The organism is Asanoa sp. NPDC050611 (genome assembly GCF_040654855.1).
Lineage (GTDB): Bacteria > Actinomycetota > Actinomycetes > Mycobacteriales > Micromonosporaceae > Asanoa.
The window spans coordinates 1-23,056 of the sequence record NZ_JBFAIU010000097.1; the positions used below are offsets into that span (position 1 = coordinate 1).

General features: G+C 69.5%; 26 protein-coding genes and 1 pseudogene. 13 read left to right on the forward strand and 14 right to left on the reverse strand.

What is annotated here, in order from left to right:
* Positions 1-206 precede the first annotated feature (206 nt).
* The gene (locus AB0H87_RS17240; RefSeq protein WP_360145779.1) at positions 207-548 is read left to right on the forward strand and encodes a VOC family protein; all 342 of its coding nucleotides are present in this window, start codon (positions 207-209) and stop codon (positions 546-548) included.
* A 10-nt stretch (positions 549-558) separates the two neighbouring features.
* On the opposite strand, the gene AB0H87_RS17245 is transcribed toward AB0H87_RS17240, so the two are convergent.
* Positions 559-1,677: a hypothetical protein gene (locus tag AB0H87_RS17245; protein WP_360145782.1), complete on the reverse strand. Its 1,119-nt coding sequence runs from the start codon at positions 1,675-1,677 to the stop codon at positions 559-561.
* Between the two features lie 240 nt (positions 1,678-1,917).
* Between AB0H87_RS17245 and AB0H87_RS17250 the strand changes: the two genes are divergently transcribed.
* A complete protein-coding gene (locus AB0H87_RS17250) occupies positions 1,918-2,355 on the forward strand; it encodes a transcriptional repressor (RefSeq protein WP_360145785.1) in 438 nt (145 codons plus the stop codon).
* A 23-nt stretch (positions 2,356-2,378) separates the two neighbouring features.
* Here the strand turns inward: AB0H87_RS17250 and AB0H87_RS17255 are convergent, their stop codons facing one another.
* Together AB0H87_RS17255 and AB0H87_RS17260 are read right to left on the reverse strand one after the other, a co-directional pair.
* Positions 2,379-2,636 (reverse strand): type B 50S ribosomal protein L31, encoded by a 258-nt coding sequence (locus AB0H87_RS17255; RefSeq protein ID WP_360145788.1) that lies wholly within the window; start codon positions 2,634-2,636, stop codon positions 2,379-2,381.
* Position 2,637: 1 nt separating this feature from the next.
* Positions 2,638-3,870: a GTP-binding protein gene (locus tag AB0H87_RS17260; RefSeq protein ID WP_360145791.1), complete on the reverse strand. Its 1,233-nt coding sequence runs from the start codon at positions 3,868-3,870 to the stop codon at positions 2,638-2,640.
* Between the two features lie 60 nt (positions 3,871-3,930).
* Between AB0H87_RS17260 and rpmB the strand changes: the two genes are divergently transcribed.
* From rpmB to rpsN, 3 genes are read left to right on the forward strand one after another with little or no spacing between them, the layout of a single operon-like run.
* A complete protein-coding gene (gene rpmB, locus AB0H87_RS17265) occupies positions 3,931-4,167 on the forward strand; it encodes a 50S ribosomal protein L28 (protein WP_360145794.1) in 237 nt (78 codons plus the stop codon).
* Positions 4,167-4,334 (forward strand): 50S ribosomal protein L33, encoded by a 168-nt coding sequence (gene rpmG / locus AB0H87_RS17270; RefSeq protein ID WP_360145797.1) that lies wholly within the window; start codon positions 4,167-4,169, stop codon positions 4,332-4,334. Before rpmB ends, rpmG begins: the two co-directional genes overlap by 1 nt.
* Positions 4,334-4,639 (forward strand): 30S ribosomal protein S14, encoded by a 306-nt coding sequence (rpsN, locus tag AB0H87_RS17275; protein WP_360145800.1) that lies wholly within the window; start codon positions 4,334-4,336, stop codon positions 4,637-4,639. The genes rpmG and rpsN overlap by 1 nt, the downstream gene beginning before the upstream one ends.
* Positions 4,640-4,679: 40 nt before the next feature.
* On the opposite strand, the gene AB0H87_RS17280 is transcribed toward rpsN, so the two are convergent.
* Genes AB0H87_RS17280 through AB0H87_RS17295 form a run of 4 tightly spaced genes read right to left on the reverse strand, consistent with a single transcriptional unit; the run spans position 4,680 to position 7,544 of the window.
* Positions 4,680-5,030 carry a metalloregulator ArsR/SmtB family transcription factor gene (locus AB0H87_RS17280; RefSeq protein WP_360145803.1) on the reverse strand — a complete coding sequence of 117 codons (351 nt, stop codon included), beginning with the start codon at positions 5,028-5,030 and terminating at the stop codon, positions 4,680-4,682.
* An 18-nt stretch (positions 5,031-5,048) separates the two neighbouring features.
* On the reverse strand, positions 5,049-5,939 hold the full coding sequence (locus tag AB0H87_RS17285) for a metal ABC transporter permease (protein WP_360145806.1): 891 nt from the start codon (positions 5,937-5,939) through the stop codon (positions 5,049-5,051).
* Positions 5,932-6,750, reverse strand: a complete 819-nt coding sequence (locus tag AB0H87_RS17290) for an ABC transporter ATP-binding protein (protein WP_360145809.1) — start codon at positions 6,748-6,750, stop codon at positions 5,932-5,934. The genes AB0H87_RS17285 and AB0H87_RS17290 overlap by 8 nt, the downstream gene beginning before the upstream one ends.
* Positions 6,750-7,544 (reverse strand): zinc ABC transporter substrate-binding protein, encoded by a 795-nt coding sequence (locus tag AB0H87_RS17295; RefSeq protein WP_360145812.1) that lies wholly within the window; start codon positions 7,542-7,544, stop codon positions 6,750-6,752. The genes AB0H87_RS17290 and AB0H87_RS17295 overlap by 1 nt, the downstream gene beginning before the upstream one ends.
* Before the next feature lie 455 nt (positions 7,545-7,999).
* Here AB0H87_RS17295 and AB0H87_RS17300 point away from each other — a divergent pair, with 455 nt between their 5' ends.
* The gene (locus tag AB0H87_RS17300; protein WP_360145815.1) at positions 8,000-9,136 is read left to right on the forward strand and encodes a hypothetical protein; all 1,137 of its coding nucleotides are present in this window, start codon (positions 8,000-8,002) and stop codon (positions 9,134-9,136) included.
* A 4-nt stretch (positions 9,137-9,140) separates the two neighbouring features.
* Here AB0H87_RS17300 and AB0H87_RS17305 read toward each other — a convergent pair whose 3' ends face one another.
* From AB0H87_RS17305 to AB0H87_RS17325, 5 genes and pseudogenes are all read right to left on the reverse strand, one after another.
* A complete protein-coding gene (locus tag AB0H87_RS17305; RefSeq protein WP_360145818.1) occupies positions 9,141-9,863 on the reverse strand; it encodes a TIGR03943 family protein in 723 nt (240 codons plus the stop codon).
* Positions 9,860-10,798 carry a permease gene (locus AB0H87_RS17310; RefSeq protein ID WP_360145855.1) on the reverse strand — a complete coding sequence of 313 codons (939 nt, stop codon included), beginning with the start codon at positions 10,796-10,798 and terminating at the stop codon, positions 9,860-9,862. The genes AB0H87_RS17305 and AB0H87_RS17310 overlap by 4 nt, the downstream gene beginning before the upstream one ends.
* Positions 10,799-11,063: 265 nt before the next feature.
* Positions 11,064-11,543: a VOC family protein gene (locus tag AB0H87_RS17315; RefSeq protein ID WP_360145821.1), complete on the reverse strand. Its 480-nt coding sequence runs from the start codon at positions 11,541-11,543 to the stop codon at positions 11,064-11,066.
* Positions 11,544-12,068: 525 nt separating this feature from the next.
* Positions 12,069-12,730: pseudogene (locus AB0H87_RS17320) on the reverse strand (response regulator transcription factor).
* The gene (locus AB0H87_RS17325) at positions 12,727-13,872 is read right to left on the reverse strand and encodes a sensor histidine kinase (RefSeq protein ID WP_360145824.1); all 1,146 of its coding nucleotides are present in this window, start codon (positions 13,870-13,872) and stop codon (positions 12,727-12,729) included. Before AB0H87_RS17325 ends, AB0H87_RS17320 begins: the two are co-directional and overlap by 4 nt.
* A 288-nt stretch (positions 13,873-14,160) precedes the next feature.
* On the opposite strand from AB0H87_RS17325, the gene AB0H87_RS17330 reads away from it, so the two are divergent.
* The 3 genes from AB0H87_RS17330 (at position 14,161) to AB0H87_RS17340 (ending at position 15,870) form a co-directional block, all read left to right on the forward strand.
* Positions 14,161-14,658: a DUF1772 domain-containing protein gene (locus tag AB0H87_RS17330; protein WP_360145827.1), complete on the forward strand. Its 498-nt coding sequence runs from the start codon at positions 14,161-14,163 to the stop codon at positions 14,656-14,658.
* A complete protein-coding gene (locus tag AB0H87_RS17335; protein ID WP_360145830.1) occupies positions 14,655-15,110 on the forward strand; it encodes a hypothetical protein in 456 nt (151 codons plus the stop codon). The genes AB0H87_RS17330 and AB0H87_RS17335 overlap by 4 nt, the downstream gene beginning before the upstream one ends.
* A 220-nt stretch (positions 15,111-15,330) precedes the next feature.
* Entirely contained in the window at positions 15,331-15,870 is a 540-nt protein-coding gene (locus tag AB0H87_RS17340) for a hypothetical protein (protein ID WP_360145833.1), read from the forward strand.
* Between the two features lie 6 nt (positions 15,871-15,876).
* On the opposite strand, the gene AB0H87_RS17345 is transcribed toward AB0H87_RS17340, so the two are convergent.
* Together AB0H87_RS17345 and AB0H87_RS17350 are read right to left on the reverse strand one after the other, a co-directional pair.
* Positions 15,877-16,689, reverse strand: a complete 813-nt coding sequence (locus AB0H87_RS17345) for a methyltransferase domain-containing protein (protein ID WP_360145836.1) — start codon at positions 16,687-16,689, stop codon at positions 15,877-15,879.
* Positions 16,686-18,329, reverse strand: coding sequence for a radical SAM protein (locus tag AB0H87_RS17350; protein ID WP_360145839.1), 1,644 nt, complete (start codon positions 18,327-18,329; stop codon positions 16,686-16,688). Before AB0H87_RS17350 ends, AB0H87_RS17345 begins: the two co-directional genes overlap by 4 nt.
* 254 nt (positions 18,330-18,583) lie before the next feature.
* On the opposite strand from AB0H87_RS17350, the gene AB0H87_RS17355 reads away from it, so the two are divergent.
* The 4 genes from AB0H87_RS17355 (at position 18,584) to AB0H87_RS17370 (ending at position 23,044) form a co-directional block, all read left to right on the forward strand.
* Complete coding sequence (locus tag AB0H87_RS17355; protein ID WP_360145842.1) at positions 18,584-19,117, forward strand: WHG domain-containing protein; 534 nt, start codon at positions 18,584-18,586, stop codon at positions 19,115-19,117.
* On the forward strand, positions 19,114-19,590 hold the full coding sequence (locus AB0H87_RS17360; protein WP_360145845.1) for a hypothetical protein: 477 nt from the start codon (positions 19,114-19,116) through the stop codon (positions 19,588-19,590). The genes AB0H87_RS17355 and AB0H87_RS17360 overlap by 4 nt, the downstream gene beginning before the upstream one ends.
* Positions 19,591-19,793: 203 nt before the next feature.
* Positions 19,794-20,252 carry a hypothetical protein gene (locus tag AB0H87_RS17365; RefSeq protein ID WP_360145848.1) on the forward strand — a complete coding sequence of 153 codons (459 nt, stop codon included), beginning with the start codon at positions 19,794-19,796 and terminating at the stop codon, positions 20,250-20,252.
* Between the two features lie 173 nt (positions 20,253-20,425).
* Positions 20,426-23,044, forward strand: coding sequence for a glycosyl hydrolase (locus tag AB0H87_RS17370; protein WP_360145851.1), 2,619 nt, complete (start codon positions 20,426-20,428; stop codon positions 23,042-23,044).
* The last annotated feature ends 12 nt before the right edge of the window (positions 23,045-23,056 follow it).

A 23,056-nucleotide genomic window follows, 5' to 3' on the forward strand; every position in this document is an offset into this window, starting at 1 on the left:
GATCATCCTGCCGTCGATCGCCTTCGCCATTCCGCTGTCCGTGCTGGTGCTCTCCAACTTCATCCGTGACGGACCGGCTGTGCGCGGGGGTGTAGCCCATGCGCCATGACCTCCACGGAACCGTACCGACCCAGCGCGCTCTCCACCGACCCGAGCGACACCGCGCGGAATTGTGGTGATCCCGCGGCTCCCCTACGGTCAAGGACATGGAGGCCACCTTCGTCAAATCTGTGACGTTCGACTGCGCAGACGCACTCGTGGTAGCTCGGTTCTGGGCCGCCGCGCTGGGCTCCACTGTGGAAGAGACCTCAACGTCCGCGAAGGCGTTCGTTGAAGCGCCCGGCTGGGGCGGGCCGAGTCTGTGGTTCGCACAGGTCCCCGAGCCGAAGAGCGCCAAGAACCGGGTGCACTTCGACCTACGCGCGGCCGGCTCGGTCGAAATCGAGGTCGAGCGGCTCGTAGCGCTCGGCGCAACCCTGGTTCGGGCCGGTGCGGAGTCGGTCGTGTTGCAGGATCCCGAAGGAAACGAGTTCTGTGTCGAGGACTAGCCGCACGCCGTCATACGGTGCGTAGGTCGAGCGTGTGCCAGGAATTGCGTCCCAGCGCGCTCGTGGACCACCACAGCACACCGGCTCGGTAGGACACACTGGTCGCGGCCTCGGCGACCAGGACGGACCGCCTGGTCTTGAGGTCGTACACGAGCAGCTGTTGTCCGCCCAGGGCGGCCCCGAGCGTCGTCGAGTCGTTCGAGAGGACCTCGAACCGGTCCAGCGGCGCGACGTCGACGAGTGAGGCGGTCGCGCCGCTGTCGGCGAGCCGCAGTCGCTCCGAGCCGTCGGGCCGGATCAGCTCGATGCGAGTCGGGCCGTCGTCGGACAGCGTGTACAGGCGGCACCACGTCGGCCCGCATTGGCCCAGGCGGGCGCCGTCGGCTGGCACTTTGACCACCTGAGCGGTGTCCACGTTGAGCAACCGGGCGTCGCTGCTGGGGCTGACCAACCATGGCCAGCGCGACAGCGTCCACTCGCCCGGTTGCGTGCGTACGTTGACCGGCCCACCGTCCAGCGGCACCGACCGGACCTCCGTTGCCTGCTGGTCGCCCGATGCGGTCGCCGTCCAGTACAGCCGGTCGGCGTTGACGACCATGTCGTAGTCGGAGCCCGCGAACGTCACCCAGCCGGTGTCATCGGTGATCTTTCGCGGCGTCCCGCCGGACAGGTCGGCCCGCCACAGCGTGGTCTGCGCCGTCCCGTCGCGGCCGGTGACCGTCTCCGCCCACACGAGCTGTTCGCCTACGCGGATGAACGCCGCGAACTGCGGGCCTGTCGCGGCCGCAAGCTGACGCAGGACGCGCACCGTGCCATCGGCCGCGCGCAGCACCAGACGCACCGTCTTCCCATCGGCACCGACGGCGATGCCGGCAGAGACCCGCTCGTCGACGAAGAAGGCCGGGTTGTACGGAGCGCCGTCGGTCAGCACACCAGGAACATCGGCGCGCCCGGCCTGCGGCCACACGGTCCCGACCGCCGGCGGTCGTGGTTCCGGGCCGCGGGGCTTTTCCGGCGTCTGCGCGACCAGGGCGCCGGTTGCCGCCAGTGCCGCAACCAGGGCGAGCACGCTGCGGGCCGGCGGCCTTGCCCAGCGCCGCGTGGGTGCCGGTGCTCGCGCTTCGTCCACGCGGGTAACCGTAGCGACGCTGATGGCCCGTGCCGCCGGCCGGCCCATGCTCGACCGCGCTGCCAGGGCGGACGCCGCGCGGCAACGATGGAAGCGACCGGGCGACGTCCGCGATCCACAGCACCCTGCTGGGTTGGCACGCCGAGGACTCCCGAAACGATAACCATTACCAGAAGGCAGAGCAACCGCTGACCCCCGTCGCCGGCAGGTGGAAATGATAGCGGTTTGCGCATATGTGCTATGGTCGCGCGTCGGAACAGGAGGAAATCCCTGGTGAACGGCTCGACGCCACCCGCCGGTCGGACGACGCGGCAACGCATTGAGGTGACCGCTCTGCTGCAGGAGGTCAACGACTTCCTCACCGCCCAGCAGCTCCACGGGATACTCCGCGAGCGTGGCGCCAAGGTCGGCCTGACCACCGTCTACCGGACCCTCCAGCGGCTCGTCGAGATCGGCGAGATCGACGCCACCCGGGCCCCTGACGGTGAGCAGCTGTTCCGGCAGTGCTCCCGATCCCGGCACCATCATCACCTCGTATGCCGGATGTGCGGCCGGACCGTCGAGATCGAAGGCCCGGCCATGGAGCGATGGACGGAGAAGGTCGCCGGCCAACACGGCTACAGCGACATCGCGCACACGCTCGAGATTTTCGGCACCTGCTCCGCCTGCGCGCGATAACCGCCACGGGCCGCACCGTCTGGTCAGCTGGCACGCCGATGCCCGGCGTACTTGCGGCGGAACTTCTCCACCCGGCCGGCGGTGTCGAGCACCCGCTGGCGTCCGGTCCAGAACGGGTGGCTGGCGGACGAGATGTCGACGTCGATGACCGGATAGGTGTTGCCGTCGCTCCAAGCGATCGTCCGGGCGCTGGTCGCCGTGGACCGGGTGAGGAAGGCGAAGTCGGCGCCGCGGTCGCGGAAGACCACGGGTCGGTACGCAGGGTGGATGCCGGGCTTCATGTCAGTCCTCGTTGTCGGTCAGCGGGAAGCAGCCGGCGAAAGGATCGGCGAATGCCGCCCAGTCACCGCGTCCGGCCGCGATCTCGTGGTCGGTGAGCAGGCAGTTGTGCAGGATCTCGGTCAGGGTGTCGGCCGCGAGGTCGAGACCGACGAAGGCGAGAGCGGTGCGCCGGTCGCCGAAGTCGGGATGCCAGCCGAAGTCGGCAGTCATCCGGCGTTCGGGACTCGCCTGCGACCACCGTTCGGCCGGCAGGGCGGCAAGCCAGTAGCCGAGAGTGCCCATACCCACGCCACCGCCGGCGGACTCGTACGCGATCGCCGTGTCGGGCTGGCTGGCGATCCAGAGCTGACCGCGGCCCCGGAGCGTCTCCGTGGCCAGCGTTCCGAGCGCGTCGTGGAGGCGACCTGGGTGGAACGGGCGCCGCGCCTCGAACAGCACCGAGACGACCCCGCAGTCCGGCTCGGGGGAGTGCGCCGCGATGGGGTAGCCCTCCATCGCGCGGCCGAGCATGCCCGGCACGCGCGGGTTGTGCCGCCCGGTGTGGCGTAGGCGACGCGCCAGGTCGGTGCAGTCGACCCGTCGGTTGGCGTCGACCGCGAGGTGGGTCGCCCACGGTGCGAGTCGCTGCAGCAGCACCGCCGCGCGGGTCAGCTCGTAGCCGTCGACCCGCGCACCGCCCCAGAGCAGGACCGTATCGGCGAACTCGATCTGCCGGGCGACGACGTCGGCGACCGAGCGGTGGTCCTCCTCGGCGGCGTGCAGCTCTCGGTGGCGGAGGTCGTCGGCACTGCCCAGGTCCTCGATCACGTGCCCGGCGTCGACGACGGTGACGTAGGAGTCGAACCGGACAGCCTCGGTGACCGGTTGGCCGTCGACCACGCAGTGTGCGCACGCGCCCGCGACCGCCTCCGGCTCGACCACCCGCGGCAGCAGCAGCACGATGTCGCAGTCCGGCCGCTGTCGGCTCAACCGCACCAGCGTCGGCAGCACGTCTTCGCGCAAGGTGCAGGAAACGCATCCGTGCACCAGCGTGGCGGTGGCGTCCTCGATCACCTCGGTCGCGGTCCGGACCACGCGTCTTACGACTCCCTCGCTCATCCGGCTGATGTCGTGGCTGACGGAGACGAGTCGCGGGTCGACGAGCTGCAGGAGGCGGGCGACCGCGGCGGTGGCGTCGGGGTGGAAGCCGGCCAGCACGGTGACCGCGGGCCGGCGCCTGCTGTGCTGCGGCAATCGGGTCGGAGTTCATACTCCCATCTTGTTGGAAACGGTTTTCATTGTAAAGTTGACCGCATGTCCAACATCTGTGACGTGACCGGCGCCAAGCCGAGCTTCGGCAACGCCGTCTCACACTCCCACCGCCGCACCCGCCGCAGGTGGAACCCGAACCTTCAACAGCGCCGCTTCTGGTTGCCCAGCGAGCGGCGGTACGTCCGGCTCACGGTCAGCACCCGCGGCCTGCGCACCATCGACCGCGACGGCATCGAGACGGTCGTGGCGCGCATCCGCGCGCGCGGCGGCAAGCTCTGATGCCACGCTCCACCGACGTCCGCCCCGTCATCAAGCTTCGCAGCACCGCCGGGAGCGGCTACACCTACGTGACGCGCAAGAACCGCCGCAACGATCCTGACCGCCTCGTGCTCCGCAAGTACGACCCGATGGTGCGGCGGCACGTCGACTTCCGCGAGGAGCGGTGATGGCCCGCCGCAGCCTCACCGAACGCGAGAAGCGGCGCGCGCGCCTCGCGATACGGTATGCCGAGCGACGGGCGGCCCTCAAACAGCTGATCTCGGCGCCGCACGCGGATGCCGCGCTGCGGGCCGACGCGGTCCGTCGACTCGCCGCACTGCCCCGGGACTCCAGTCCTGTGCGCCAACGCGCGCGTGACAGCATCGACGGTCGCCCCCGCGGCGTTCTGCGCCACTTCGGCCTGTCGCGGATCCGCTTCCGCGACATGGCACTGCGCGGTGAACTGCCGGGCGTCCGCAAAGGCTCTTGGTGAAAGTCGTCGACGGCGAGCCGGCGGCTGTGCGGGGCTGAGCTCAGGCTCGCGGCCGCGCGCCGCCGACCTGAGTGCGTGAACCGCCACCGGCTGCGGGCGCTACCTCGGCGACGATCGCCCGAACCAACACGGCCGTCGACGGCGCCGCCACGTACCGGACACGATTGCCGGCCCTGCGCCGAAGCACGAGGCCGGCCAGCCGTAGATGCCGCAGGTGCTGCGCCAGCGTCGCGTAGCCCACGTCCAGCCGGTCGGCCAGCTCGGCGGCCGTCGCCTCGCCGTCCAGGATGCCGAGGACGATCCGCAGCCGCAACGGCAACGCCAGCGCCTGCAGCACGGCCGTGACGGCCTCGATCGCCTCGCCCGCGAGGACGCCGTCCAGATCTGCCATGCGACCGCCTCCAGAACCTCAGCGAACCGTGGCGGACGCTGGCACACGTGGACGCGGGATGGCGTGCCACCCCTGCCGGTGCCGCCGCGCGCCCACGATCCGGCACCCGATGTAGATCAGGAACGAGATGGTCGTGACGTACGGGCTGATCGGGATCGTGCTGCCCAGGGCGAGCAGGATGCCACCCACGACGGAGCCCACGGCGAACAGCACGCTCAGCGCGGTGACCAGCATCGGCGAGGCGGTGACCCGCATCGCGGCGGCCGCTGGTGTGCAGACGACGCTGAGCACGAGCAGTGCGCCGACGATCTGGACCGACATCGCGACCGTCAGGCCGAGCAGCACCATGAACACCGTCGACAGCGCCGCCACCGGGACGCCACGCCCGGCGGCCAGCTCCGGATCGGTGCTGGCGAAGGCGAGTGGGCGCCAGATCACCAGCAGCCCGGCCAGGACCACCGCCGACGTGATCAGCAGCCAGGAGAGCTGCGGCGTGTCCACGGCGACGATCTGCCCGGTGAGCAGACCGAACTTGTTGGCCGCCCGTCCCTTGTAGAGGGCCAGGAACAGCACACCGAGCCCCAGACCGAACGGCATGAGGACGCCGATGATGGAGTTGCGGTCGCGGGCCCGGGTTCCCAGCAAGCCGATGACCAGTGCGGCCAGGATCGAGCCCGTGAGTGAGCCCAGCACGACGTTGGCGCCCACCAGCAGGGCGCCTGAGGCGCCGGCGAAGGACAGCTCGCTGATGCTGTGTACGGCGAAGGGCAGGTCGCGCATCATCACGAACGTGCCGATCAGGCCGCCGACGACGCCCAGCACGGCACCGGCGATGATCGAGTTGTGGACGAGGTTCAGCAACTGGCCGTAGTCTGCGAAGTTGAAGACCTGGGACCAGATGTCAGCCATGTCGTGCTCCGGAGACGACGCCGTTGCCATGGTGGTGTACTTCGTCGGCCTGGGGGATTCCGGCGACGAGGATCCGCCCGTTGACCCGCAACACTTCGACCGGTACGCCGTACAGCTGCGACATCGTCGTCGAGGTGAAGACGTCCTCGACCGTGCCGACGCGGAACCGGCCGTCGGCCAGGTACAGCACCCGGTCCACATAGGGCAGCACGGGGTTGATCTCGTGGGTGACGAACACGACGGCGGTGCCCTTCTCCCGGCGACGCCGGTCGACCAGGGCGGTGATGGTGCGTTGGCTGCGCAGGTCGAGCGAGAGCAGCGGTTCGTCGCAGAGCAGCAGTCGCGGGTCGGCGACGAGCGCCTGGGCGATGCGCACCCGTTGCTGCTCGCCGCCAGAGAGCAGGCCGATCGGCATGTCCGCGAACGCGGCCGCGTCGACCGACTCGAGCGCCGCCCGGATCCGTGCGGTGCGCCCGGGCTGCCGGCCAAGGCCCCAACGGTGTCCGTCGAGGCCCTGCCCGACGATGTCGCGGGCGCGCAGCGGCGTGAGGGGATCGATCCGCCGCTGCTGCGGGACGTAGCCGATGTCGTCCGAGCCGCGGTGCGGCGGGCGTCCCGCCACCTGGAGCTGGCCGGAGCCCAGACGCTGGAGCCCGAGGATGGCGCGTACGAGGCTGGTTTTGCCGGAGCCGTTGGCGCCGAGCACCGCGACGAACTCGCCGGGCTCGACCCGCAGCGACAGGTCCGACCAGAGCCGCCGCGGTCCGAAGCTCAGCCCCGCGTTCTCGAACTCCAGCACCGGGATCGTCATCAGCCCAGCGCCGTCCTGATGGCGTCGAGGTTCCCGCCCATCCAGGTCAGGTAGTCCTTGCCGGCGGGCAGCGTCTCGGTCACCGGGACCACGCCGACGTTGCTGTCCTTGGCGGCCTGGAGCACCTTCTCGGTCTCCGGGCCGGCCGTCTGTTCGTTGTAGGCCAGCAGCCTGACCTGCTTGCCGGTGAACAGGCCGAGGGTCTCCCGCAGCACCCCGGCGGGCACGTCGGTGCCCTCCTCGATCGCCTCGCTGAACTCGTCGGGCGTCTTGTTGGCCAGCCCGCACGCCTCCAGCAGGTACACCGGGACGGGTTCGGTGATCGCGACACCGGCTCCGGTGTGTGCCGTTTTGATCTGCGCCGCGGTGCCCTCCAGCTCCTGGAGCTTCTGCTTGAAGGTCGTCGCGTTGGCGGCGAAGGTCGCGGCGTTGCCGGCGTCGGCCGCGGACAGGGCGCCGGCGATCTCGTCGGCGAGCTTGCTCATCGACGGCAGGTCGTACCAGACGTGCTCGTTGAGCTCCGCGCCGCCGGTGGCCGTGTGGCCCGAGATCTGGACGGCGTTGAGCACCTTGGCATCGCTGTTCGCCGACTTGAGCATGGTGTCGACGAAGTCGTCGTAGCCGCCGCCGTTCTCGATCACCACGTCGGCCTTCGACAGCTCGAGCTGGGTCCGGGTGTTCGCCTCGTACGAGTGGGGGTCGGCCGACGGGTCGCTGATGATCGAGGTGATCGTCGCCTTGTCGCCGGCGATCTGCCGGACGATGTCCCCGTACACGTTGGTGGACGCGACCACCGATACGTCGCTGGAAGCCGACGGCCCGGCCGACTGGGCAGTCGCATCGGCGTCGTCCCCGGAGGACCCGCACGCCGTCGCCAATATCGCTGTCGTCACGAGCACAGCACCTAGAAGACCTGCGCGTTTATGGCGCACCGGATTCGCCACCTTTCACGTCCGGCTTACTGACAATGAGGTTCATTACCAGCAGGACGCTAGCGAGACCGTACGCGGTACACAAGGTACCTGAAAGTGATTTTCATTATGATTCCAGTATCGCGATATCGCGATACGTGCACGTTCCGAAGAGGACGGAACTGACTCACCTCTCCGCCGCGGACCACGCCGGGTAATGGTTGTCGATGTCGACAAGTCACTGCGAGACTGATGCGCCGGCCTGATCGCACGTGCGATGCGGGGCGCTGGTTCGTTGAACAGTTCGCGGGCTGGTAACGACGGGCAGGAGGCACGACGTGGTCGTTGGCGGCGCAGCCGCGTCCGGATCTCCCGCCGGTCGTCAGGTGCGGTGGACCGGGTTGTTCGCCGCTCTCGTGGCGACGGCCTGGCTGTTGTGGTCGTCGCCGTCCGACACGGCCGATGCGGGCCGGCCGCCGGCCGCGGCGAGCGTCGGTTCGGTCTGGCCGCAGGCGCCTCGGGGCTCGGTACCGGGCACATTGGGCGGCGGCCTGAGCTACACCCCGGGCTTCTTCCTCGACGTGAACAGCTCGATCGGCTCGGCGGTGTCGGCGGACGGCGCGTTCGTCTCGTTGACGGCCGTGCCGAAGGCGGGGGCCGCCCGCGAGTTGCGCCGGCTGCGGGCGCGGACGGCTCCGCAGTTCTTCGGATTCACGTCCGGCGGCGGATGGGTGGCGTGGGCCGAGTCGGCGGAGGACGCGTCCGGCGGTCGTACGACGTCGATCTGGGTCATCGGCACCGGCCTGACCGGTGCACCGCGGCGAATCGTCGTCGACGCGGGCGATGTGCGCCAGACCGACTCCGCCTACGAGCTGGCAATCGTCGACGGCCGGCTGCACTGGACGGCGATGGGCCCTGGTGACGAAGCCTCGACCGAGTTGCATTCGGTCGTCCTGGACGGCGGTGACCCGCGGGTCGAGACGCTGCCGAGGTCGTGGTCGCCGGTCGCCTGGCCGTGGCTGATGGACAGCACCGACGCGGTCGGCGGCGGCCGGGTCGTGCTGATGGACCGCGTCACGGGGGTGACCCGCGAGTTCACCGCCGGGCCGGCGGACTTCCCGGCGTGTGGTGCGACCTGGTGCCGGTCCATCGTCATCGACGACGGTGCCTCCGGCGGCGTCGACCTGGTCCGCGTCGACGGCACGCAACGCCGCCGGATCGCAGGGCCCGACGTCGGTTTCCCGGTGACGGACGTCGCAGTTCTCGACCGGTTCGAGGTGCTCACCGGGCTGGACCCGGCCTCCCGCGCCGCCCAGGGCCGCCCGCTGCAGGTCTATGACATCGCCCGCGACGCGACCGTGACGATCGCGTCCGACGCGACCAACGCCCGCTACGCGGGCGGCTTCCTGTGGTGGTCCAGCGGCTTCGAGGACCGCGTCTCGTGGACGGTGCTCGAGCTGGGCGCGTTGACCTGAGCCGTCACTGGTACTGGTTGCGCGGCGGATCGATCTGCACCCACGTCCGCACGTCGACATAGGGGATCTGCTCGCCGTTGACCGGGTCGGTGCCGGCCTTGTCGGTGTACTTTCCGGTGACCTCGATCCAGGAGTCGGCGGGCAGGTCGACCGGCGCGCTTCCGGTCATGCCGAGCTTGATCGGTCGGCCGTCCGCTGCGCAGCAGGACATGATCATGCGAGCCAACATCAGCTCGCCGTTCTGACCCGGGACGACGAAGCCGGAGAGCTGGACCGTGCGGTCGCCGATCGAGGCGCCGTTGTCGTAGACCGCGCGGGACGCGTACTCCAGGATGCTGATTTTGGCGGGGTCGCCGTCGGGAAGTGGCGGATAGTCGGAGGTGGCCTGGCTCGACAGGGCGGTGCCAGCCTGGCCTGCGGCGAAGGCGCCGAGCGCCGGCGGTGCGACCAGCAGCAGGCCGAGCACGGGCAGGACGAGCAACCAACCGACCGCCGGGCCGTGGTGGCCGTGTCCGTGACCGTCGTCCGCGCCCTCCGGGCCGCGTGACTGTTGCCGCAGGTCGTGGACGAGCGTCATGACCGCGGCCACGACGAGGACGGCACCGGCCGCGATGAGGAACGGCCGCAGGCCCTCCTTGACGTAGCGCAGGTAGACGTCGGTCAGGCTGGCCTTGAGGACGGCGCCGCCGAGCAGGAGCAGGACGACGCCTTGGGCTTGCCGGTTCACAGGACCACGGCTCCAACCGCGACGGCGACGAGGACGGCGACGGCGAACGTGGCCGGGGAGAACCGGGTCGCGAACCGCCGACCGAACACGCCGGCCTGCATCGAGATGAGTTTGAGGTCGACCATCGGGCCGACGACGAGGAACGCCAGGCGGGCGGTCAGCGAGAACTGGGACAGCGAGGCCGCCACGAACGCGTCGGCTTCGGAGCAGATCGACAGGAGTACGGCCAGCAGGGCCAACGCGAGCACCGACAGGACGGGGTTGTCGGCGAGGGTGAGCAGCCACCGCTCGGGGACGACGACGTTGATGGTGGCGGCGGCCATCGCGCCCAGCACGAGAAAGCCGCCGGCGTGGATGACGTCGTGGCGGACCGCGGACCAGAACGCGACGAGCTTGCTGGTGCCCTCGTCGTGGCGGTGGGGGAGTCGGATCCACTCGGCCCTGCCGAGGCGAAGCCAGAGCCAACCCATGATCATGGCGACGATCAGGCTCGCGACGCCGCGCGCGACCACCATCTCCGGGTTGTTGGGGAACGCGACGGCCGTGGCGGTCAACACGATCGGATTGATGGCCGGTGCGGCGAGCAGGAAGGCGAGGGCGGCGGCGGGTGTCACGCCGCGGCGGATCAGCGAGCCGGCGATCGGGACCGACCCGCATTCGCAGCCGGGCAGGACCACTCCGGCGGCCGAGGCGACGGGGACGGCCAGCGCCGGATGCCGGGGCAGGGCGCGGGCCCAGAACGACGGCGGCACGAAGACGGCGATCACCGCGGAGAGCACGACACCGAAGACGAGGAAGGGTACGGCCTGGACCATGACCGAGACGAACACCGTGGTCCAGGTCTGCAGGCGCGGGCTGGAGATCGCGTTGGACACGGGCCCGCGGAAGATGACCAGTAGAACCAGGATGGCGGTGAGCACCTCGACCGAACCGATCCGGTCGCCGAGAAGGCGACGAGGAGGCGTCGGTTGCTCCGGGTCAGGGGCGGGCTCCGTGGCACCGCTCGCGGTCTGCCCGTCGGTGGTCTGAGCCGTCACATCGGACACCGTAGCGATTGCGGTCGCCGCGCGCGACGAACTCTCGGGCTTTTCTGCAAAACGAAACCGTTACCAGTAGGCCCTTGGTGCGGTTCGGTGGAAAGGCTCCGTGCCGCGAACGAAACAACGGTAGTCATTTTCATTCCACGGCGCATCGGCCGCGTCAGCCGGGGAGGTCCTCAGGGCGCTTGGCGGCCAGCTTGCCCTGCAACAGTCCCGTCGCCTCGCCCACCTCGATGAGGTATCCGTCCGGGTCCCGCATGTAGCAGCGGATCTCAGCTTCACGGTCGATCGGTGGTGTCACGAAATCCGCGCCCCGCGCCTTCCACTCCTCGTAGCGCGCCCGGATGTCGGCGACGCGCAGATTCAGGAAGATCGACGTGGTGTTGTTCGGTTCGTAGTCCACGACCGAGATCCCTGGTTTGTCAGGGGTGGGCGGTCCGCCGGGGTTCATGATGATCCACGAGTTCGACAGCCTGACGATGCACGGATTCTCGTCCAGGACGACGGTGCCGCCGAGGATCCGCGAGTAGAAGTCGCGAGACCGCGCCACGTTGCGAACGGTGATGAACATCGTCACCAGAAAGCCCTCGGCGGGCGCGGGGAGGTTGGCGAAGTCGATACCGGGCGGCCGTTCTGCCATGCATCTGGTCCAATCGGCTCACTGTGCGCTGTCCCCACATTGTCATCCGGACGGACATCATCTGATGGGACCGCTGGAGAGCTTTGCTGCCGTGTCGTGAGCGCACTCAGCGCCTCGCTCGCGTCCCGCGATGGCGAGGGCCGGGTCGTCCTGGCAGTACCTGTGTGCCGGGCAGGATGGTCACCGGGCGTCCTCGCCCGTCCACGATGATCAGCCCGGGCATCCCGTCCGTCGGCAACTTCAAGTCGGTGGCGTCCGCCGGGACCGCCGCCCACCACGGAGCCGGACCTATGCAGCGGCAGGTAGGGACGGGCCTGCGCGAGCCACCATTCCACCTGTGCACGCGAAACGCCTGCCGCGGCCGCGATGGTGCGTAGGCGGTCTGGCCGCTCCACCTTGACCGGCCGCCGCTGGCCGGATATCGACGAATTCACCAACCGAATCGTCGACGTCGTTTTCATGTCTGGAATCCGGCGTGGTGGCACCACGCAAGCGCTGACAGCGGCAAGACGGCAGCTCGCGAGGTTAGGCGCCGCCGGGGGTGACGAGGCCGGTTTCGTAGGCGATCACGACGAGTTGGGCGCGGTCGCGGGCGTCGAGTTTGGTCAACAGACGGCTGACGTACGTCCGAGCGGTCTCGGGCTGAGGTGGAGGGCGGCACCGATCTCGGCGTTCGAGCGTCCGGTGCCCACCTGGGAAAGGACGTCGCGTTCGCGGTCGGTGAGACCGGTCAGCCGTCGGGTGTCCGCGGGGCGGGACCGGGCCACCGCGGCGAGGACGCGCCGGGTGACGGTGGGGGAGATGAGGGCGTCACCGCCGGCGACGGTGCGGACGGCGTCGCGCAGCGCCGCAGGGGGCGTGTCCTTGAGCAGGAAGCCGACCGCGCCGACGCGGATGGCTTCGAAGAGGTATTCGTCGTCGTCGAAGGTGGTCAGCATGACCACGTGCACATTGGCGAGGTGTGGGTCGGTCAGAATGCGGCGGGTCGCTTCCAGCCCGTCGGTGCCGGGCATGCGAACGTCCATGAGGACGATGTCCGGCCGGTGTGTGCGGGTGGCCTCGACGCCGCTGCGACCGTCAGCGGCCTCGCCGACGATGCGAATGTCCGGGTCTCTTTCCAGCAGTGCGCGCAGTCCCGCTCGCACCAGGTGTTGGTCGTCGACGATGACGATCCGGACGGCGGTCATGTGGTGCCTACCGAAAGCGGCAGTCGTGCGTACACCCGAAATCCCCCGGTCGCCTTGTCGCCCACGTCGAACGTTCCGCCAAGCAGCGCCACTCGCTCGGACATTCCGCGCAGGCCGTGGCCTTCGGTGCCGAGCCTGGTCCCACCGGGCGCGCCCCGACCATCATCGGCGATCTCGACGATCAGCCAGGCGCCCGTCGTCTCGGCGGTGACCCGAGCCTGGCTCGCGGCGGCGTGGCGCAGTGCGTTCGTCAGCGCCTCCTGGACGACCCGGTACGCCGTCGAGCCGACGATCGCCGGCAGCTTGTCGAATTCACCGGTGACGCGCAGGTCGACCGTCAATCCACTACGCGTGACGCGATCCGCCAGGGCCTCGAGCTGGTCCAGGCTGGGGGTCGGTTCCCGGGCGCCGTCCTGGCGCAATATCCGCAGGGTGGCGCGCAGGTCGGTCATCGCGGCGCTTCCCGCCGATGCGATGGCGGCGATCGCCGTCCCGGCGCGCTCGGGTCTCCCGTCGTCGAGGGCCTCCTGCGCGACCGCCGACTGCAGACTGATGACGGCCATGGTGTGGCCGAGAGCGTCGTGGACCTCCCGGGCGATGCGCAACCGCTCGGCTTCGACCTGGCGCGCGGCCTCCCGGCGCCGCTCGGTGATGGCCTCCGCGGCCTGACGCGACAGTTCGGCGTTGAGCGAGCGGCGGCTTCGGACCGCGTCGCCGAGTGCGATGACGGCAAGCATCAGCGCGGCCTCGGAGCCGAGCTCGAAGCCGATGACAATCGGCAGGTCGTCACCCTCGATCAGCCGCGCCCCCACTGAGACGACCAGGAGGCCCACGCCGACGGCCGCTGCCAACACCACCCGCTGCCGCTCCGCCGCCAGGTAGAGTGCGGCCGCGGCCGGAGCGGCGAGACCGATCGCTGGCAGATCCACCCAGTAGTAGACGACGATTCCGACGGCGGTCGCCAGGAGCCCCGCGGCCGGCCATTGCCGCGCGACGAGTAGGACCGCGGCGAATCCGGCAGCGAAAGCGTAGGCGAGTGCGGCTCGGCCAGGTGGCCCGCCGTCAGTGATCACCGCCGCGGCGACGAGGCAGAACGTCGCCGTACCGAGCAGCGCATCGATACGAGTGGGTCTGGATCGCACGGTCACGAGCGTAGAACGGCCGGCGCCCATCCCGCTGTCGCTGTGCGGAGTCATCGTCACGCGTACCTGTACGTCGGGAAGCGACGCGGGCGCCGAAAGGCCCCGGTTGGCGCACGCCGAGAAGCGAGTCAGGTCGCGCGCTCAAGCGGCAGACGGCCGATGGTCGCGCACCTAGCGTCGTCAACCACCTACTTGCGCCGCGTACGGCGCACCCGACAGCAGGAGGTTTCCGCCTTGTCCCGCACCAGGTTGACCTGGATCGCACTCATCGCCCTCGTCTGGACGTCGATGCTCTCGTTCGGCGGCGTCGCCGCCGAGACGGTGATGCTCTACCCGAACATCTTCGGTGACGCGCCAGCGTCGCTGGAACGCGCCCGGGAGTTCATGGTCGACGGTGGGCCCAGCGACTACTTTCCGCCGCTTGGCGCCACCGTCGTGCTCACCAGCCTTGCCGCGACTGTCCTGACCTGGCGAAATCCCCAGCTGAGATGGTGGCTCACGGCCAGCTTCGCCGTCTTCGTCACGTGCGAGTTTCTTTTCTCAGCGCTGTTCTTCTGGCCGCGTAACGAGATCATGTTCGTCGACCCGCCGGGCACCCACTCCGCTGACCACCTGCGCCAAATCGCTGACGAGTTCGTCGCCGGGCACTGGGTTCGGCTTGCGGGCGGAGCGGTCGTCTCGGCGCTTGCCTTCACCGCATTCGTCCGCTTCGTTCGCGCCGGCGCCCGTCCGACAGCCGCGACCGAGGCCGTCGCGGGTGCCGAACCCACCAGGGCCGCGCGGTGAACGCATCGCCGCGCACGCTGGGATTTTCCTGGCCGATGCTGGTCGGGCTGGCCGCGCTGGCCGCACCCCGGGTGGCCCTGCACGATCTTGGCGTCATCAGCGAAGGCAGCTTCGTCAACGGTCTGCTGGTCTTCCTTCCGCCGCTGGCCTGGATCGCTGCCGTGCTGTGGAAACGGCCACCCCACCCGTTCCTGACCGTGCTCCTCATCGGCGCGATCTACGGCGTGTTCCTGGCCATCGGACACCAACTGCTGTGGGACTCGGCCTTCGGCGATGACGCTCCGGGCCTCGGCGGGAACCTCGCCGACCTCGACCCCGGCGCGCAGGGCGCCATCCTTCGCGGCGCCTCGGTCTTGTCCAGCCTCACCACCGGGACGCTGGTCGGAGTCATCACCGGTGCGGCCGCCGCCTTGCTGTGCCGGCTCGTTCCCGCGCCGGGCCGCGCGACCTGACGTACAAAGCTACTGACCGAACTGGAACTCGAGCTCGACTGGATCCATGGGGAGAGTGCGCCCGTTCGGGCCTGGCGGTGGTAGCGCGATCATGGCGCAGGCTCGAAATCCTCGGCGGATCACGCGTGTCGCATTCGCGGGCAACGCCTCGGCCCGGGCAGCATCGCGATCAGGCTGTGGAAGGAGAACGAGGGTGCGGGTCTGGCGATGGGGAGCCGCGATGGTTGTCGGCGGGGGCGTGGCGGCCGGCTTGGGCTATCTCGGTGTGACGACCGGCGCGATCACTGTGGACCTTGGTCGTGGGCGGCGGGTACGGAAGCTGAGTGTCGCGCCAACGGAGATCCAGGCCAGCAAGGAGGTGGTGTTCGAGGTGCTGGCCGAGCCGTACCTGGGGCGCCAGACCCGGGCGGTGGCCGAGAAGATCACGGTGCTGGAGCGGGGCAGTGACATGGTGCTGGCCGCCCATCGCACACCGGTGGGTGCCGGGCTGGTCGCGGTGACCGTGGAGACAGTCCGGTTCACTCGACCGGACCGCGTCGACTTCCGGCTCGTTCGGGGCCCGGTGCCTCATGTGGTTGAGCACTTCCTGCTCGGTGAGCGGGGTGGTGGCTGCGTACTGGAGTACGCCGGCGAACTGGGTACCGACGGCTGGGCAGTCGGCGCGTGCTGGGGTGAGGTTGTGGCCCGCCGGTGGGAGACCGTGGTCGCTGACACCGTCGCGGCGGTCAAGTCAGAGGCGGAACGGCGGGCTCGGCGCTGAATCCCGTCATTCGGGCTTCCGGGCGGTGAGCAGGGCGTAGCCGAGCACACCGTCGCCGATCGCGGTGCGGGCCGCGGCCAACACGGCGGGGGCGCGGTCGAAGTCGACTCCGAGGGCCTCGGCCTGGTCGCGGGCGGTCATCCTGACCAGTGCGAGGCGGGCCTCGACCTGGTCGAGCATTGCGGTGATGGATGCGTCGTGCCGTTCTGTGTGGGTCACGGTGAGCCCGGCGGCGGTCAGGAGATCGGTGTACTCGGGGAGGGGGCGGGCGCCGCCGAGGCAGGCGATCCACCCGCTGAGTCCGGACAGCTCGGGAGGTAACGCAGTGGGCTCGGCGGTAACGTCGGCGATGCCCAGCAGGCCGCCGGGGCGGAGCACGCGGGCGAGTTCGGCGGCAGCGGTGGGCTTGCTGGGGAACGTGCAGAACGCACATTCACACATCACCGCATCGAAACCAGCATTCTCAACGGGCAACCGATCAGCGTCACCCAGGAGGAACCGGGTCTGGTCAACGAGCCCGGTTGTCCGTGCCGCATCGCTGGCGAGGGCGATGTTGGCGGGGGACAGGTCCACGCCGGTGACATCGGCGTGGTACTCACCGGCAAGCAGTAGCGCGGAAGTGCCCCGGCCGGTGGCCACATCCAGGACCCGGTCACCACGACACAGGCGCAGTTGCTCAGCGAGCCGCCGGGTCAACGCCAGGCCGCCCGGGTGGTAGGAGCCGCCGAGCAGAAGCGGCATCACGTCCGAGCCGTAAACGGCGGCACAGCATGCTTTGGTCTCGGCGGCGGCCGACTTCGGCGGGATCGCCTCGTTCACCGGATCCTCCGGCCGACGTTGGTGGCATCCCGCGGGTTCGACGGCCCGACCCGGTCACCCTCCTGCGCGACCTTCGAGCCATAGGGGGAATCGGTGAGGATCGGGCGCAACGGCAGCGCGTTGGGCACCACGTCGGCCACGGGCACACCCGACATGTGCTCGCGGACCTGTTCGCGGTAGCCGGCGGAGTTGTAGGCACAGAACGGAATCAGACGGCCGTCCGGAGTGATCTCCTCCACGCAGCATTTCATCAGCTGTTTCACGTTGAGCGTGTACGGGTCCTGGAAATCCTGGATGACGATCATGAACGCGCGGTCCTCGAGGTTCGCGACCGCCTCGGGCAGGTTGATCCCGCACGCGTCGGCACAGTCCAGGGCGGCGGCGGCCTGGGTGAGCCGGTCACGGGTGGTGTCGGTGCCCATGAACGCCGAGGCTGACCACAGCTTCTCCAACGCCTCGCGTACGGCGAAGTCGGGGACGACCCGATTGGAGAGGTAGTCGAGGTAGTCCTCCACATCGAGTAGGCGCGGGATGGGCACCACGGTGAAGCCCGGTGTGCCCGGGGTGCCCTCGGACAGCAGGTAGGTGATCGAGCGGCAACTCGGGAAGCAGCACGGCACCGGGAAGAAATCCCTCGCCTGAAACCACTGCGGGAGCTGTGCCGCGACGGCATGGATGATGTCGGAGTTCGTCAGCCGGGTCAGCGGGTCGAATTCGACGTGCCGGCCGGAGTGGGTGACCGGCTGGAACGAGACCGACCGTACGGCGGGGTGCGCAAGACCGTACTCGATGATCGCCCCGAGTTCGTGGTCGTTGAGGCCCCGCTCCACGGCGGCGACCAGGGTGACCGTCAGGCCGGCCTCGGCGCAGTTGTCCAGTGCCCGTCGTTTGATCGCGCGCAGGTCCCGGCCGCGGATCTCCCTGTGGGTGCGCTCCTCCAGGCCGTCGAACTGCAGGTAGATGTTGACGGCCCAGGCAGGCTGGTTGCGCCGCCCGAGGGCGGCGACGAACGCCTTGTCGGACGCGAGGCGGATGCCGTTGGTGTTGAGGTTGACCGACCGGATGGGCCGGGCCTGCGCAGCGTCGATGAACTCAAGGATCCGCGGGTGGATGGTGGGTTCCCCACCGGAGAACATCACCACCTCAGCCTCGCCCTCGGATTCCACGAACACGTCGAGCATGCGCTCACACTGCTCCAAGGTGATGGAATACCCGTCCGGTTGGTGACCGGAGTCGGCGAAGCAGATCGGGCAGTCCAGGTTGCAGCCGGTGTTGACCTCGATGATGCCCAGGCACGCATGCTGCTTGTGCTCCGGGCACAACCCGCAATCCGACGGGCAACCGTCGACCACCTCGGTCTGGAAGGTAAGTGGGATCGTGCCGGGCTTGTTGAACCGGGCAGAGTCCAGGTACATCTGCGCGTCGCCGTAGACCAGTGCCTCGAACAAACCGTGCTCCCTGCAGCGTTTACGCAGGAAGACCTTCCCATCGCGGATGTTGACCTGCCCGTCGACCACGACTTTGCACACCGGACAGATGGACTTCGTGTATTCGACGAACACCTCGTCCCGATCCTGCTTGCGCTGAGCTGCCCCGGTCGATGCCGACCAGAGGCTGGATCCGGGTTCGGCTCCGGTCATCGATACTCCTCAGCGCCCGACGGAGCGCGCAGACAGACACCAGCCGTGCCCTGTCGGCTCACGGCCCTCGGTGCTCGCGCCCCTCGAAACCCACGGTATGCCTGATCCGACCATCCGCGGGGCGGGTTCGAGGCGCGCGCGCAAGTTCCCGCCACTCGCGCGCAGGTAACTTTCTTGGCTAACGCTGTTAGCCTAGGCGGGGCTAACGACGTTAGCCGGATCGTGCTGGGAGTGAAGTCGGCCGGGAGGTGGAGATGTCGCGGCGGGATCAGATCCTCGACGTGGCGCTGGAGCTGCTCGAGCGGGACGGTGTCGAGTCGCTCACCATGCGGTCGATCGCGGAGGCGGTCGGGATGCGCGCACCGTCGCTGTACAAGCACGTCCCCGACAAGCGGAGCCTCGAGGCCGGATTGATCGCTCGCGGTCTCGCGGCGCAGGCGGGGGTGTTCGAGCGGGCGGCGAGGAAACGCTCGCCGCTGGCGGCGCTGGCCCAGGCGTACCGGGGCTGGGCCCGGGAGCATCCCCATCTGTACCGGCTGATGACCGACGGTCCGTTGCCCCGCGACCTGCTGCCGCCGGGAGTCGAAGCGGCGGCGGCCGCACCGCTGCTCGCCGTCACGGGGAACGTCGGTCGGGCTCGCGCGCTGTGGGGCCTGGCCCACGGGCTGGTGTCGCTCGAGCTCGCGGGACGGTTCCCGCCGGGCGCGGATGTGGACGCCGCGTGGCGGGTCGGCATCGCGGCCTTCGCCGCCACTACCACCGGATCAAGATCGAGGAGTACGTCATGAGGTTGCTATTTCCGCGGATCGCGCGCGCACTCGCCGGAGTGGCCGCGCTGCTCGCGCTGGTCGCGTTCGCTTCCGGAGTCTCCGCGGTCGCGGGCGCGGGCGACGAGGCAGCGATGGTGGAGACCTGGCGGAGCGTCGGGTTCGGCACGTTCGCGGCCTTGTTCGCCTACCTTGCTGTGCGGCCGGCGGCCGTCGGACTGTGGGTGATCGTGCTCGCCAACAAGCTCGCGCTGACCATCGCTGCGGTGGCGTACGGGTCGGACGTCGTCGGCGCCGTCGACTCCGCGATCTGGGACGGCGCACTGGTGGTGCTCCTCAGCGCGGGCCTCACGCTCGTTCTCGCAGCCCGGTCCGCGTCCGCGCGGCGGGCCGGGCCGGAGTCGGAGCCGCCCAGGCAGGATTCGCGCCGGTCTGGGCAGGAAGCGGTAGACGCTTCCCCAGCTCACGCGCAAACAGAACGCGCTCTGAACTAACCAGGCCCATCGTCCTGCGATCACCTGTCTGCTACAGCCCAATCAAGCCTCAGCCGGGGCGGCGGCACCGCCAAGCCGACGCACGTTCGATGAACCATGTTGGTTGAAGTCACCACGTCTGTGACGCGGCGGCCGCGCCGCGCGCTTTCCCGATTAGCGGGCACCTCGATCGCCGCTGAATCGCGATAGTGGAGACACGTCGAATGAAGACTTTGCGTCGCACGATGGTCGCGGGGGCCGTCGTCGCCGCGTCGGCATTCGTCCTGGTCGGTCTCGGTGCGCCCGCCAACCCGGCGACCCCCGAGCGGGGGGCGGTGATCACCGCCGCGCACCGGTCAATTGTTCATGAGGCGCCGTCAGCTCCGGCCGCCACGTCGGACGGTCCGGCACCGACCTCTGGCAATTCCCGAGCCGTCGTGTCGCTCCTCGTGCACCTCGCCGCTTCGTCGCACCCGCGGGCGGACCTCTCGGGTCGAGACCGTGGTGACCACCCCGCCGGCGTCGACTGCACCGACGGACCGGACGATCTTTTCCCGGCCGCGCCGGTTGGCATCGGCGGCACGCTCGACCCGGCCGTCGCCTCGCCCCACTACCGGCAGCCGGGCGTACCGCTGCCGCCGGGCGGCACCCTGCCCACGCGGGCCCCGCCGACCTACGCGTGACCTTCTCCACGCCACCCCATCACGGGTGAGCAACCCGTCTTGCCAGCGCGCGCGTGAACGTCCGACAGGGACGCTCCCGTCCGCTCCGTACCCAATTTGAGGGCATCCGTCGCCCTGTCTCCGACCTCGGGCGCATACCGCCCGGGCCCCTTGTTGAATCCCGGAGGATTCGCATGTCCACATCCCGCTGGCGTAAGCCGGCGACAATCGCGGGCGCGCTGGTGCTGACCGCCGCGCTCGGTGGCGTCGTCGCCACCAACCACGAGGTGCAGGAAGCTCTTGGCCTCGCCGACGAGCCCGGCGCCAACATGCCCTGGCACCCCAGGGAATTCATGGAGATGGCGGCCGGTGAGGACTCGGCCGAGGCCGGTGAGGAGGCCTTCGAGGCCCGCACCGTCGCCGAGCAGTTCGCCCAGGCCCGGTACGCCCCGGGCATCGTCTCGCCTGGTGCGTACTCCAACGCGTTGAGCCAGCTCAACGCGCTTCCGGTCACGAAGGGCAGCTGGCGCGAGGTCACCAACATCAAGTACGACGGTGACGACCCCCGCTACCGCGACTACGCGTCCAACTCGTCCGGGGGTGCCGGCCTGGTCACCGGCCGGATCACCGGCCTTGCGGCGGACAACAGCGACTACGTGTACGCGGCCGGCGCCGACGGTGGTGTGTGGCGTTCCTCGACCGGCGGCGGGCACTGGACGCCGATCACAGCTACCCTTCCCACGCTGTCCAGCGGCGACGTGGTTCTCGCCGCCGACGGTTCGCTCTGGTACGCGACAGGCGAAGGGAACACCGGCGGCACCTCGTACGTCGGCGCCGGCGTCTACCGGTTGGCCAACCCGAAGATCGGCATGTTCAAGTCGACCGATCGGGTCGGCGGGACCGAGCTGGAGAGCACGGTCATCAACAAGCTGCGGTTCTTCGACGGGAAGGTCTGGGTCGCCACCAACCGGGGCCTGTTCTCGCACCCCATGAGCAGCACCGCCGGGGCCTGGAAGCTGGAGTTCACGCCGAACCCGAGCTACCTGCCGGGCGGTGCGAACGCGGGCGACGCGGACGCCGCGTACAAGAACATCGTCAACGACGTGGCCCAGGACCCGCGCAACCCGAAGCACGTGGTGGTCGCCTCGGCCTGGCGTTCCGGCGACACGTACAACGGCTTCTACGAGACCGCCGACTACACCGCGGGCGGCTGGCGGAAGGTCAACCCGACCGGCGCCATGCCGGCCGACGACATCGGTTACGTGACGTTCGCCTTCTCCGCCGACGGCGGCAAGCTGTACGCGATCAACCAGTCGCCGCGGCTGCTCAACAAGCCCGCCGGCAATGTGAACAGCTACCTGGACGGCATCTACATCTCCAACACCGGCAACCCGGCCGGCCCCTGGAACAAGATCGCCGACTCGTCGAAGCTGGGCAACTCCGGCTCCGCGCTCAAGCAGGCTGTCGGCGGCAAGGGCTACGGTCCCGGCATCCAGGCGTGGTACAACCAGTTCCTCGCGGTGGACCCGGCCAACCCGAACCACCTCTGGGCCGGCCTGGAGGAGGTCTACGAGTCGACCGACGCCGGCGCCAACTGGAAGACCGTCGGCCCGTACTGGAACTTCAGCTTTGCCTGCTGGAACATCCACGACGCGCAGAACACCTGCAACAAGACCACCCACTCCGACCAGCACTCGGTCGCGGTCGGCAACGGCTTCGTCTACGTCGGTAACGACGGTGGCCTCTACCGCCGGCCGATCAACGGCAAGACCGACAAGGACGGCCACGCCACCGACTGGCAGAGCCTCAACGACGGCACGATCGACGCGCTCCAGTACTACTCGGTGGCGCTGGGCAAGGACCCGGCGAAGGCCGGCACCATCGTCTCCGGCGGTCTGCAGGACAACGGCACCTCCATCCTGCGCCCCGGCGACACGGTGATGGGCTCGCACTTCGGCGGCGACGGCGGCGACGCGCAGGCCGACCCGGCCAACGGCTGCCGGCAGGTCCAGGAGTACACCAACCTCGCCATGCGGGTGACCGAGAACTGCAACGCCAACACCGGTTCGGGCACGCTGGCGGACTCCACCTCGCGGGACATCCAGCCCTACACGAGCGTGCCCGGCGACGAGCTGGCCCGGTTCATCGCGCCGTTCGCCCCCGACGACCACGACGCGAGCGTCTGGGTGGCCGGTGGCCAGCACGTCTGGGTCAACACCAACGGTTACTCGATCAAGGATGGCAAGGGCTGGACGAACGTGTTCGACCTGGGCCCCGGCCGCACGGCCACGTCGGTCGCGGTCTCCGGAGGCATGGCGTACGTCGGCTGGTGCGGGCCGTGCAACAACGCCGGGTTCGCCCGCGGTGTCGCGGTAGGCAAGGTCGACGACCCGGCGAGCTGGCACCAGCTCGCACTGCCGGGTGACTTCCCGAACCGGTTCGTGCAGGGCGTCGGGATCGACCCGGCCAACCCGTCGCACGCCTTCCTGGCGATCAACGGATTCTCCCGCCGCTTCACGGAGGGGCCGGGCGCCGGGATCGGTCACGTGTACGAGACCAGCGACGCGGGCGCAACCTGGAAAGACGTCTCGGCGAACCTACCGGACGTGCCCGCCAGCTCGATCAAGGAGCTGTCGAACGGGGCGCTGGTGCTCGCCACCGACCTGGCGACCTTCTATCGTGCGCCGGGTGCCACCACCTGGCAGCGGCTCGGCGCCGGCCTGCCGCTGACTCGTTGGCCCGCCGCCGGGCCTCACCCTCCTGGTCGTTGTTCCAGTCGATCCAGGCGAACGCGCACATCGGCACCGCGTTGATCAGGATGATCG